General features: G+C 36.5%; 15 protein-coding genes. All 15 read right to left on the reverse strand.

Annotation, left to right across the window (positions count from 1 at the left end):
• Positions 1 to 3 precede the first annotated feature (3 nt).
• A complete protein-coding gene (locus tag GHT08_RS13945) occupies positions 4 to 981 on the reverse strand; it encodes a biotin--[acetyl-CoA-carboxylase] ligase (RefSeq protein WP_163581992.1) in 978 nt (325 codons plus the stop codon).
• Positions 968 to 2,155 (reverse strand): CCA tRNA nucleotidyltransferase, encoded by a 1,188-nt coding sequence (locus GHT08_RS13950; protein WP_238343579.1) that lies wholly within the window; start codon positions 2,153 to 2,155, stop codon positions 968 to 970. The genes GHT08_RS13945 and GHT08_RS13950 overlap by 14 nt, the downstream gene beginning before the upstream one ends.
• A complete protein-coding gene (gene bshA, locus GHT08_RS13955; RefSeq protein ID WP_163581994.1) occupies positions 2,145 to 3,281 on the reverse strand; it encodes an N-acetyl-alpha-D-glucosaminyl L-malate synthase BshA in 1,137 nt (378 codons plus the stop codon). Before bshA ends, GHT08_RS13950 begins: the two co-directional genes overlap by 11 nt.
• 26 nt (positions 3,282 to 3,307) lie before the next feature.
• Positions 3,308 to 3,703, reverse strand: coding sequence for a methylglyoxal synthase (gene mgsA / locus GHT08_RS13960; protein WP_018933730.1), 396 nt, complete (start codon positions 3,701 to 3,703; stop codon positions 3,308 to 3,310).
• A gap of 12 nt (positions 3,704 to 3,715) precedes the next feature.
• A complete protein-coding gene (dapB, locus tag GHT08_RS13965) occupies positions 3,716 to 4,516 on the reverse strand; it encodes a 4-hydroxy-tetrahydrodipicolinate reductase (protein WP_163581995.1) in 801 nt (266 codons plus the stop codon).
• Positions 4,509 to 4,859: a nucleotide pyrophosphohydrolase gene (locus GHT08_RS13970; protein ID WP_163581996.1), complete on the reverse strand. Its 351-nt coding sequence runs from the start codon at positions 4,857 to 4,859 to the stop codon at positions 4,509 to 4,511. The genes dapB and GHT08_RS13970 overlap by 8 nt, the downstream gene beginning before the upstream one ends.
• A 67-nt stretch (positions 4,860 to 4,926) precedes the next feature.
• Positions 4,927 to 5,604: a zinc metallopeptidase gene (locus GHT08_RS13975; RefSeq protein WP_163581997.1), complete on the reverse strand. Its 678-nt coding sequence runs from the start codon at positions 5,602 to 5,604 to the stop codon at positions 4,927 to 4,929.
• Between the two features lie 76 nt (positions 5,605 to 5,680).
• Complete coding sequence (locus GHT08_RS13980) at positions 5,681 to 6,397, reverse strand: sporulation protein YpjB (protein WP_163581998.1); 717 nt, start codon at positions 6,395 to 6,397, stop codon at positions 5,681 to 5,683.
• Between the two features lie 724 nt (positions 6,398 to 7,121).
• A complete protein-coding gene (gene lhaT / locus GHT08_RS13985; RefSeq protein WP_163581999.1) occupies positions 7,122 to 7,703 on the reverse strand; it encodes a lipoprotein heptaprenylglyceryl N-acetyltransferase LhaT in 582 nt (193 codons plus the stop codon).
• A 126-nt stretch (positions 7,704 to 7,829) separates the two neighbouring features.
• On the reverse strand, positions 7,830 to 8,627 hold the full coding sequence (locus GHT08_RS13990) for a menaquinol-cytochrome c reductase cytochrome b/c subunit (protein WP_163582000.1): 798 nt from the start codon (positions 8,625 to 8,627) through the stop codon (positions 7,830 to 7,832).
• 27 nt (positions 8,628 to 8,654) lie between these two features.
• Positions 8,655 to 9,329: a menaquinol-cytochrome c reductase cytochrome b subunit gene (qcrB, locus tag GHT08_RS13995; RefSeq protein ID WP_018933723.1), complete on the reverse strand. Its 675-nt coding sequence runs from the start codon at positions 9,327 to 9,329 to the stop codon at positions 8,655 to 8,657.
• Between the two features lie 3 nt (positions 9,330 to 9,332).
• Positions 9,333 to 9,854 (reverse strand): QcrA and Rieske domain-containing protein, encoded by a 522-nt coding sequence (locus GHT08_RS14000; RefSeq protein ID WP_163582001.1) that lies wholly within the window; start codon positions 9,852 to 9,854, stop codon positions 9,333 to 9,335.
• Positions 9,855 to 9,997: 143 nt separating this feature from the next.
• Positions 9,998 to 10,456 (reverse strand): DUF2487 family protein, encoded by a 459-nt coding sequence (locus GHT08_RS14005; protein ID WP_163582002.1) that lies wholly within the window; start codon positions 10,454 to 10,456, stop codon positions 9,998 to 10,000.
• Positions 10,457 to 10,580: 124 nt separating this feature from the next.
• Complete coding sequence (locus tag GHT08_RS14010) at positions 10,581 to 11,141, reverse strand: ReoY family proteolytic degradation factor (RefSeq protein ID WP_163582003.1); 561 nt, start codon at positions 11,139 to 11,141, stop codon at positions 10,581 to 10,583.
• An 18-nt stretch (positions 11,142 to 11,159) separates the two neighbouring features.
• Positions 11,160 to 12,431 (reverse strand): tetratricopeptide repeat protein, encoded by a 1,272-nt coding sequence (locus tag GHT08_RS14015; protein WP_163582004.1) that lies wholly within the window; start codon positions 12,429 to 12,431, stop codon positions 11,160 to 11,162.
• Positions 12,432 to 12,647 lie beyond the last annotated feature (216 nt).

The raw sequence follows: 12,647 nt of genomic DNA on the forward strand, positions 1-12,647 counted from the left end.
CCCTTACCATGTAATTTCTGCACTATAAATAACCTTTTCATCCTGATTGTCCTTTAATACAACTAATGCCCCATCATTCGTTATTCCATTGACAGTAGCATCATACTCTTCTTGGTTTGTTTTTACATGGATTTTTTCCTTTAATTTATAAGCGTGCTCTAACCATTTTGCTTTGATTGGTTCAAAACCGGTTTGCAAATAGGTCTGATAGGCTATTTCGAAATCCTGTAAAATATGCTGAATAATTTCTCGCCGATTCCATTCCTGTCCAGAAGCAATCCGGAGAGAAGTAGATTTTCCTTTTAGTTCTTCGGGAAAATCTGCAGACAACTGATTGACATTAATTCCGAAACCGATGATTAAATACTGAATGGCTTCCAATTCTGCCTGCATTTCGGTTAAGATGCCAGAGATCTTTCTTCCATCGATAAAAAGGTCATTCGGCCATTTAATTTGGATCTTTTGTCCTGTGACTCGCTCAAGTGTGTCTACTAGGGTAACAGCTACAAATAATGTCATTTGGGATGCCTGATGTGGAGGAATGCTAGGTCTTAGGATGATACTCATCCATATTCCGCCATCATGATCAGAAACCCAGCGCCGATCCATTCGTCCACGACCAGATAATTGTTTGCTAGTCGTAACAACCGTACCATGTTCTGCACCTTTTCTTGCTAAAGCATGTGCTAAATCCTGCGTAGACGCTAATTCTTGTCTGAATTCAATACGTTTACCCAACCAATCTGTTTCTAAACCCCATTTAATCGTACTTTCATTGAGTTGTTCTGGCTTAGTTATAAGACGATAGCCTTTTTTAGGCACTGAATCAAATTGATAGCCATCTTTTTTTAATTCATTTATATGTTTCCAAATAGCAGTACGGGATACGTCTAATTTCTCAGACAATGCCTGTCCAGAAATATATCGATCTTCTTGTTCCGCCAATATGGAAATTAATTCGTGGCGTTTATTGTTTGTCATATTGTAACCACTCTCTTATATCTTTTTTATCATTTTGTATTAATTCCGAAACAACTGCCTTCTCCGTTTCAAGTAGCATGTTCTGAATCCAAGAGCCTTTATCACGGTTAGGAAAAAAGGAAATAATGTCTTGTCCATTAATCGCTAACTCACTTCTATCTTTGATTACTAAGTTCTTTTGTAACTTTTTAATGTCTTCTTGGGTAAACGGATTCCTAAGAAATGTCGTACACAATATCGTGAAATCTTCAATTAAATCTTCAGGTAATCGATACAGCACCCAATTGAATGGCTCTTTGGGGTAATCTTGAACAAGTTGAACTAATAAACGACTAGATTTTTTGATTTGATTGGAAAGTTTCCACTTTTTTGTCCAATCAGAAATAGCTATGTCTGATACGTTTAAATTCATATAAGCGATAAATGACGCAAAGCTTGGCAGTGGACCATTCAACGTTTGAAATGACTCTTGTATGTTACTATTTTCAGATAGGATGGGAATGTGGTTGACTAAACCTGTCCGAAATAGTGATTGTTTTGCATCTGTGAAATAGGTGCCTTTTAACGTTTTTTCCCATTCTACTGCAATTCTTTCCACCGCAATTTTGTCTAGCCATTTTCTATTATCATCAATAGCTTGTAAAACTTCAGCGGTCAATTCAAACCCTAATTGACTCTGAAAACGGATTGCTCGCATCATTCTTAAAGGATCTTCTAAAAAACGCTCCTGCGCTCTTCCGACAGTACGAATCAATTTATTATTGATGTCGACTTGACCATGATATGGATCAATCAGCTGTAATGATTGATCCATCGCTATAGCGTTCATAGTAAAATCTCTTCTTGCAAGGTCTTCCTTTAGATCCGTAACAAAGCTTACTGTATCTGGTCTTCTAAAGTCACTATAACTTGATTCGGTTCGAAATGTCGTCACTTCAAAGGATGTGCTTTGATAACGTACTAGAACAGTGCCGTGCTCAATCCCAGTAGGTATCACCTTTGGGAATATTTTCTGTATTTGATCGGGATAAGCTGATGTTGCGATATCAATATCATCAACAGTTCTACCAAGTAGCAAATCCCTAACAGCACCACCAACAATATAAGCTTGAAATCCGCAGCTTCGAATTTCTTGTACTACTTGTTGGGCTAATTTCAATAGTTCAGCTTTCATTATTTTCACCTAACACCTCAGCATACAACGCTTCATATTGCTGTTTAATCTTATCCGATGAAAAATGTTGTACGACTCTTTCTTTTGCCTTGGCTGAAAATGAATGCCATTTATCCATATCACTTACTAACTCTAGCGTTCTTGCAGCAAAAGCATCTATATCTCCTAGTTCTTCAATATAACCTGTTACCCCGTCTTTAATAACTTCAGGAATTCCTCCAACATTGGAACCAATACAGGGAACACCGCAAGCCATTGCTTCTAATAAGACAAGTCCAAAGCTCTCCTTCTCAGATAATAGTAATTTAATATCTGCAATGGAAAGCAAACAAGGAATATTTTTCTGTTTACCAAGGAAATGAACTACATGATCCAATTGTAATTCTCGAACTAGATCATATATTCTACCGTATTCAGGACCATCACCAATTAACAGAAGTCGAGAAGGTGTCTCTTTATACACGGTAGCAAAGGTGTAAATAACATCTTCTAACCGTTTTACTTTTCGAAAATTAGAAATATGAATCAATACTTTTTCATTTTTTTGAATTCCAAATTCTTGTTTCAATTCTTCCTTGCTTTGTGTATGATATTCCAGTTCATTCACAAAATTGTAGATGACATGAATGGGGCGCTCAATCCCTAACATCTCTTTCGTTTGGTTCACCAGGCTATGAGATACAGCGGTAACCGCATCTGATTGTTCGATGCCAAATTGAATCATTTTTTTCAAGCTTAAATCAATTCCCAGTACGGTAATATCTGTACCGTGCAATGTCGTAACAATTTTTACTGGGTGCTTTGCCATTTGCTTTGCCAAAATAGCACAAATTGCATGTGGCACTGCATAGTGAGCATGAATAATATCTAATTTCTCCGTATCTATGACTTCTGCTACTTTCGTTGCCAAAGCTAAATCGTAAGGTGGATATTGAAAAACAGGATAATGATTTAACTCTACTTCGTGAAAATATATATTAGGATTAAATGAATTCAAACGAAATGGAACACTAGATGTAATAAAATGAATTTCATGACCTTGTTTTGCTAGCATCTTACCTAACTCGGTCGCAATAATTCCAGATCCACCTACAGATGGATAACAGATAATTCCTATTTTTAGCATGTGGCAACCCACCTATTATTTTGTATTTAGGACTTTATATTACGCCATTCAAAAAAGCCTGCATCAAGCGCTCTTATCATGACTTCTGCTCCTCCTAAATTAGTAACAAGAGGAATTTGATAAACATCACATAAACGCATCAATGCACTTATATCTGGCTCATGCGGTTGAGCTGTTAATGGATCACGGAAAAATATAACAAGATCCATTTCGTTAGTGGCAATTTTTGCTCCAATTTGCTGATCGCCACCTAATGGTCCAGACTCAAAGCGTTGAATTGCTAGACCTGTTGCTTCGTTAATTCTTTTGCCAGTTGTACCTGTTGCATATAATGTATGATTTTTCAATATTGCTGAATAAGCTACCGTAAAATTAACCATATCCGTTTTCTTTTTATCATGTGCAATTAAAGCTATATTCATTTGGCTCTCTCCCTACTCAAGTATATTCTCTAAACCATAAACTAAAATATCGAGTTTCATGACATTATCAATCGCCAGCTTGACTCCTGTCATAAAGGAACTGCGGTGAAACGAATCATGTTTGATGGTGAGATTCTCTCCTGTAGAACCGAATACCACTTCTTGATGTGCAACTAAACCTGGTAAACGCATACTATGAATCCTCATACCATCGACATCAGCACCTCTTGCACCAACAATCGTTTCTTTTTCATCAGGATGACCTTGATTTTTCGTCTCTCGTACTTCTTTAATCAATGATGCTGTTTTAACCGCAGTTCCGGATGGGGCATCCAGTTTATTATCATGATGTTTTTCAATGATTTCAACATCTGGAAAATATTTAGCTGCCCATTTCGCAAATTGCATCATCAGTACCGCACCTAAAGCAAAGTTCGGTGCAATGATAACCCCAACTTCTCTTTCTTCTGCCAAATCAGTCAGCTCTTGTAATTGATCATCTGTAAAGCCAGTAGTACCGACTACTGGTCTAATGCCATAATTAATGGCGGTCTTGGTATGTACATATCCAAATTCTGGTGTAGTTAGATCGACTAATACATCTGCCTCCACGGATTGAAAGCATGTTTCAATATCGGTATAGATTGCAGCATCTAAATTTGGTAACTCTTCAAACTCTTTTATTTGTTTACCTTCAAATTTATGATCTAAACAAGCGACTAATTCCAAGTCTTCTTGTTTTTCAATCATTCTTAAAGCTTCGCTCCCCATCTTTCCTCTAGGTCCTGCAACAATTACTTTTACTTTATTCATTGTTATCCTCCTGATTCGCTATTCTTGTCCAACGATCTTTGTCTCTTGTTTCGATTTTATTCATTGTTTCTGCAAATGCGTCACTTAAGCTAATATTTTGCGAATTAGCAAAACAAATCATCACAAAGAGAAGATCTCCCAATTCTGCTTCGATCGTATTATCGTCTTCAGAATTTTTCTTTGGCTTTTCACCATAATGATGGTTTACTTCTCGTGCTAGCTCACCAATTTCCTCTGTGAAACGTGCAAGCATACTTAATGGCGAAAAATAACCTTCTTCAAATTGCGAAATATACTGATCTACTCTCTTTTGCATATCTTGCATACTTTCTTTATTATACATTTAACACCCTCCAGAGATAAAGTAAAAAGACAGATGTATACACATCTGTCTTTCATCATATTTAATATTAATCTTCATTTGCAAGTAAAAACATCGAAGCAAAACGGATTAACTCTGCTACTGCAACGAGAGCTGCTGCAACATAGGTTAATGCTGCTGCATTCAATACTTTTTTCGTTTGTCGTTCTTCGTTATTACGGATGATCCCGGAAGAAACGAGTTGCCCCATCGCACGGTTAGAGGCATCAAATTCTACAGGTAATGTCACCAGTTGGAAAAGAACCGCAAACGACATAAAGATTACCCCAACTAGCACTAAGTTCATCATTCCTAAGAATATTCCAGCTAAGATAAAGATAAATGACATTTTATCTCCTAGACCAGCTATGGGTACTAATGCATGGCGAAAGCGTAAAAATGCATATGATTCAGCATCTTGTATTGCATGCCCTACTTCGTGAGCGGCAATGGCTGCTGCTGCTGCAGAATAACCATGATAGTTACCACTAGATAAACGAACTACCTTTTTCCGAGGATCATAATGATCAGACAGCATACCTTTTGTTTCTTCTATACTTACATCGTATAAACCATTATCATCTAAGATCTTTCTAGCGACTTGTGCACCTGTTACCATGTTAGAATTCATGACTTGTGAATACTTCTTATAGGTGTTTTTCACTTTCGATTGTGCCCACAGTGGCACAAGAATTAAGATAGCAAGATAGACAAAATATCCTAGCATTTTCATTCCTCCATCAAAAAAACATCTTTCTAAGGTCAATTTTAGTCAAACAGTGACATTATGTCAATTAAAATGTTTATACTGAGTCTCCCCTGTATTTTGCCCAGGCAACATAAGATAAACTCAGGAAAATAAAACCGAATACGATAAATATTAGCCACTTTGTATAATGAGCATTTGCATTATTAAGCGTGTCAATATTAAGCTTAGAGATTTGTGAAAATGATTCTTCTAATTCGATTTCGTCATATGATTGATGACTATTCGTTATGACACTTAATGACTGTTGATAATCTTGATATTGTTGATCATTTAAATGCAATTCCACAACTGGGGATATTGCCTCCACATAATAGACAATCTCCTCCATTTCAGCTTGACTTACTTGCTCCTGATCTAATAGTTTATTCATTTTGTCATCTAATTCATACTTCCAAGATGTCCATAATGGAGCACTATCAGAAATCATAGCATCCCATAAAATAATGGTTTGTTGCGCTACTAACGATTTCTCTGACTCCGTTGTTTGCTCATCTTGAAGTACATGGAGACATTTATCAAGATATTCTTTCATTACTGGTTCATATGTTCTCTTTTCTTCTGCAACTCTTTGTAAAATGGTCGTTTGATTATTTTCGATAATTTGTACCGCAACATCATAACGTTGCTCTTGTACAAGCCGTTCAAAGGTGTACATATAATGATCGTGATCTTGAGCAGAAAGATCGAATGGATGAAAAGCTTGTATTACTAGTGAGATGAAAAAAAATGAAAACACATAAATAATTCGCACAACTACCCCTTCTTCCATCTTTCTTTTTAAAAATGTATGAAAGATCTGTAGTAGTTATGCATTCGAATCAGAACGAATCAAAAGCACGCACAAAACCGCTTTTATAATTTGTGAACTTTTAGAAAATCTTATTAATATGACACAATCCATAAACTACGAAGTAACTTAGACATGGATTTGCTCTCCTCCATTCTGATTCTAGTTGAGTGCTAAGCACCGCTGTGGAAAAAGTACTCGCTTTCCGTGGGGAACACTTCAGCCAGGGAACTTCTTGATTAAACATCTTTGCTCCCTTGCTCCGAGGAAGCCTACTTCGAAGCTTTACTAGGAGAAACAAGTGCATCAAAAAGGGTTTTCAGACTGTTCCTTTCCCACAGGAGTCTCGCATTTTTCCCGCAGCTTAGAATAGTGTTCTGATAAAAAGACAGAAGATCCATAGATTTTCATTCCTGATGTTCCATTCTTTCGATAATCAAGACACTAAACATAGCGGATGCAGAATACGGAGACACCTTTGGGACGCACGAGAGCTGAAGATCCACTTGGTGAAGTGCCTTTTTTCACCAAGTTAGCTGAAGCCGAGCCCACGGAAAGCGCAGTATTCTGCCGGAGCGCATGTGAGCACTTATCATTAATCAGAATGGGAGAAAACCTCACTTTTTTTACTTCGCATTTATGTATTTACTGATCAATCAAACGGACTATGACAGTTGGTTTTTAGCGTTTATAATTGTCTAATATTTTTCTTTACCGATATCTGATAAACGGTGAATATAGTGATAATCGATAACCAAAAAGTAAAGTAGCCAATATGTTGTTGGTAATCAGTTAAGCTACCGTAAACAGGCATCATACCATATACGTAATCAATTAACTCATTATGTAATAACCAGATGGCAGCAATCGCTAAATGACCTAATTTAATCTTATAAAGTGGTGCGTACAAAAATGCTTGAATGGCCATCGCTCCATGAGAAGCGATTAACATATATCCTTGCCAACTTAAATCTCCACTAATATAAAGTGTTAATAGGTTCATAACAACAGCCCAGGTCCCGTATTTCACAAGTGAAGTAAATGCAAGTGCTTCAATAATTGGTACATGCTTCCCTATTAACAGAAAAAGTAGAAACAATGTGAAAAATAGACTTGCTGTTGGACTGTCAGGAACAAATGCAAGAAATTGAACAGGTGTATCACTTAGTTGGTTCCCGTACCAAAAATATCCATAAATAGTACCTAGTAGATTCACAATAAATAAAAGAGCAATAAAATATGGGTGGAACAATATTTTTTGCAGTATCATATATTTCTCCTCTTTTTTTTTGAATAAATATCAAGCATGATCAAAGATGGACTTATCAACTTAACAGATATAATTGAATCCTATTAAAAACCCTCGCTCATGCATATTACGAGCGAGGGTTTTGATTTATTCTTCTTCTGAAGCTTCTTCGTTCACAGATACGATAAACTCTGCCAACTCTTGTAATTCTTCGTCTGTTCCTTGAAATTGATCAGCAGGCATTGTACCAACACCATTAACAGCAATATCTTTAATTTCTTCAACATCTAAGTCAATACCAATCAATCCTGGTGCTGCTCCCCCACCGGTAAGATCTCCACCATGGCAATTAATACAGCTGTTCTCTTCATACAGTGCATAACCTGGATCAGACTCATCTATTTCGACCGATGGTTGATCATCCGGCCACTCTGGTTTGTTGTTTTCAGCTTTTTCTTCCCAGTCAACGTGTGCAGCTGCTTCATAAGTTAACCAGAAGACTGCAGCAAAACTAAGAAGCATTAACCCTGTGGCAATTGGTCGTTTATGTGGACGACGCTCTTTTCCTTTGTCTAGGAATGGTGCTAAGAAAAGCGCACCAAATGCTAGTCCAGGAATAACTATTGCACCCAATACAAAGAATTGAGCACTTGCAAATTTATATTTCAATAATTGATATAAAAATAAGAAATACCAGTCTGGTAATGGTAAATAACTAGTATCAGTAGGATCAGCCATTTTCTCTAATGGTGCAGGGTGTGCAATGGTTAAACATAAGAAACCTACTAAAAATACCGCTCCTACTAACCACTCTTTTAATAAGTAATTTGGCCAAAACGCTTCTGTTCTACCAGGATATTCCGAATAATCTTTCGGAATAAACTTTTGTTTGTCAGCTGTAACACGTGAATCGCCAACAAACTTCATCCCTTTTCCTCGTTTCACTGCTATCCCTCCTTCTTTAGCTCTAGTTTATAGCGGACCAGAAATCCCTTGTTTACGGATCATGATAAAGTGAATAGCCATCAACACGAATAGTGCTGCTGGTAAGAAGAACACGTGAATCGCAAAGAATCTAGCTAATGTTTGGGCCCCGACAATAGATGGATCTCCATTAAGTAATGTTTTAGCCATCTCTCCTATGAACGGAACACCTTCCGCGATTTCAAGTGTTACTACCGTTGCAAAATATGCTTTATTGTCCCATGGTAATAGGTAACCTGTTAATCCTAGTGCAAGCATAACAAAGAAAAGAAGGACACCTACCATCCAGTTAAGCTCACGTGGTTTCTTATAAGCACCTTGAAAGAAAACACGCAACGTATGTAAAAATAACATTACAATAACTACACTCGCACCCCAGTGGTGCATACCTCTTACGATTTGTCCATGTGCTACTTCTGTTTGTAGATAATAAACAGAACGCCATGCATTTTCAATATCCGGTACGTAATACATCGTTAAAAACATACCTGATAAAATTTGGATGACTGTTACAAAGAAAGTTAAGCCTCCAAAACAATATACAAACGCTGAAAAATGATGTGCAGGGTTAACATGCTCTGGTACTTCGTGATCTGCAATATCTCGCCACAGCGGCGTTATGTCCACACGATCATCAATCCAGTCATAAATCTTCTGTAGCATTTATTAAGCCCCTCCTTCCTGAACCGGATTCTCTTTAACATTTCCTAGATATAACGTTCCGTCTTTTACTTCGTATTCAAATAAATCTAATGCCGCATTTGGCGGTGTATCCGGGACATTCAAACCATTTTTGTAATAACGACCATCATGACATGGGCAGAAGAATTGATCAGGATAATCTGGATTACCAGCCCAATTCACTGCACAACCTAGGTGTTTACATGTTGGTGATAGCGCTACGATTTCATCATTTTCATCTTTGTAAACCCACGCACTGTGAGTTACGTCTGATGTATACCAAGCATCGACTTGCTCAACGGTCCAATCAAAACGTTGAGGCTCTTCCGTAATTTCTGATACATCAACTACAGCATGCATATCTTCTCCGCCAGTAGCTTGTAAAACTGGATCAATAGCAAAGCGAACCATTGGCGCTAACATACTAGCAGCCATAAAACCGCCGACGCCTGTTAATGAATAATTTAGAAATTGACGACGGGACACTTGTTGTTTTTTCTCTGACATCATTTACCCCCCTCTACACATATTCCGACTTCATGGATTATAAACTCTTATATATTACTAGGACATTACTATGATAGCGTAAACTTTTGAACTGGTCAATAAAATCTAATTTATATTATCTAATTTCTATTAAGAAACAACTGTTACCAATAGCTTCTGATCAACTCACTGATCTGAATTACTTGTTCGTTTATCCATTTTTTCGTCTGGTCCGATTGGTAATCATCAATAGTGCTAGCTGTTAGCCATATCAAATTACTATTAAGCATACGTTCATGTTTTTTCCAGTTCACATCATATGTAAGGAGAAATATATGGTTAAAATGATCATTGGAAAGCATGCTTGTCCACTGATTAAGAATAGCACTCTCGTTCTCATAGTTTGTGCTTCGTATATATGTATAAGTTGGACTTAGCATTATTCTACCCGTATAATTTCTTTCTAATTCATCTGATATAATCTGTAATGACGTATATTGATCAGCTAATTTGGTTGCCTCCGACTCTGTTTGTAAATCCAGAGGTATTAATGGTACACAGAGCGTATCAATATATTCTTTTGATTGAAAAAACATGTTCAGATCTTTTTTTTTCCACCGCATCTATTATCCTCCTCCTTATCGTTATTAGAACATGTAAAACTTGGCGTGATGCCAAGTTGACAAAAATTCACAAAAAGAAACGGAATATCCCTTTCGGAATGGGGCTCCCGTTCAAACAATCTGTTCACTTCTTAATAATATAAGATGCTTCCAGTTTCTTCAATTGATCAGAGTAATGTTCAAACAATTGTTGATTTTTCTGATCTAATGCCTCATTTATATTTTGGAGTAACATTTCTCTTTTATATTCATATAACGAATAAGCTAACCATTGTTCTACCATCTTTTTATCGCTTTTAGTCAAGAAGTAGTCATCAGGAATAAACGGATTATCCTCCAATACTTTCATATAAGGGATACACTGTTTGGAATCTTTAAAATTAAGTTGGATATATATAGGTTCTTTGGCATGTAATCGAATATCATGAAACGATTTATCCGCATCTGTTGTTACAATATGCTTTTTATAAAAACGAAAAGCTATTTCTTTTGAACAATGCGTCGAAATAATCATAGCTCTTGGACAGAATCGTGCTTCTAACACAAAATGAACATGCTCTAATAGTTGTTCATGGTTTAATAAATAATTAAGAATCCAAACACTTTCTCGTTTTTTTAGTTGATAATTCCCTAAAAACCACTGAATAAATGACTTCTTATCCTCCACACGAATTGAAGTTTCCAATTTTCACTTCCCCTCCATTTAAAAGAGAGTATCATTATTTTGATCTTTCAGCCTTTCGGCATATTGTTGAACATCGAAATCTGATGGTTCTAAAACCAGATACTCTTCAAATATTTCTAGAGCTAAACTGGTCCTCCCTTCTTCTACTAGAAAATATCCATAATCTTTTAAGAAGTCGGTATCTTGCTTTATTTTATTGTATGCATTTTGGTATGCATTTAATGCCTGTTTAAACTCTTCTTCCTCATTATAAGCTTTCGCAAGCTCCCAATAAAAAATACCATCTAACGGTTCAATATCAACCTGTTCTGTTAATAAGTGAATAATTTCATCATAGTCTTCCCGTTTTTTATAGGCTTCAACAAGGAACAACAGTGCTTCCTGGTATTCATTATCTAACGATATCGCTTTTTTCACTAAATCAAATGCTTGATCTGTGTTGCCAGTTTTTAAAGTGATTCGGCCTGCCGTAAACCACATTTCTTTATTAAACGGGTCCATTTCTACCCCTTGATTACCTGCTTGATATGCCTCATCAAGCATACCTTCTTCTTCATATGCCTTTGCCAGATACAAATAGACAGAAGGATATTCTAATTCTTCTTCCAATAATTTTTCCCAAGCCTGAATTGCGATTTCATATCGCTCAGATTTATAAGCTAAAAAACCATAACGAAAAAGGGTTTCAGGATCTTCTGTATCTAATGATTGATAGTAATGAAGAGAAGACTCAAATTCACCATTTAACGCGTATGCTTCCGCTAAGCGACTGGCAATATTAACACCGGCAAATTCTTCGGTTTTACTTTTTAGTTTTTCGTAATAAACAATTGATTTATGATATTCTCCTGAAGAAAATAATAATTCACCTAATGCAAAGTCAATGATTGGTTCGTCTGGTGCAATATTTTTAGCTATCAACAGCTTTTGTTCTGCTACTTCAAATAGCCCTTGTGCCTGATATAGGTCTGCAAGCTGCACTAGTGCCTGCAGGAAATTATCATCACCATCTTGTATTTCATTCAGAAGTTCAATCGCTTGTTCATCTTTATTATCATCAGTCATAATATCTGCTAATAATATTTTTGCCTCACTATTACCTGGCTCAGTGTTTAAGATATCTTCTAAAACTGCTTCCGCTAAATCATGATTTCCTAATTCTACAAAGATCTGAGAAATCTCAAGCTTCGTATCTATATCAGCTGAAATTGCCGTTTCATTAAGTAATGATAAAGCTTCTTCTATTTCCCCTGCATGGATCATTTCAATTGCTTGTTCAATCGTATTCAATGATTTCAACCTTTCTTTATAACGTATACTTCTAACTATTCATCTTATCGGATAACATCCAATCGAGCAACTAAGACAATTTGTAAGATCGAAAATTATATACATAGTTCGTCCCTGCACGATCTCGATAAGATACGCATTAGATACATACTGCGAAGTAGCGAAAACTGATTGTTCGAAACTAAACGCACAGTCACCTATGAAGTAATTTTGACA

Source organism: Gracilibacillus saliphilus (genome assembly GCF_010994085.1).
Lineage (GTDB): Bacteria > Bacillota > Bacilli > Bacillales > Amphibacillaceae > Gracilibacillus > Gracilibacillus lacisalsi.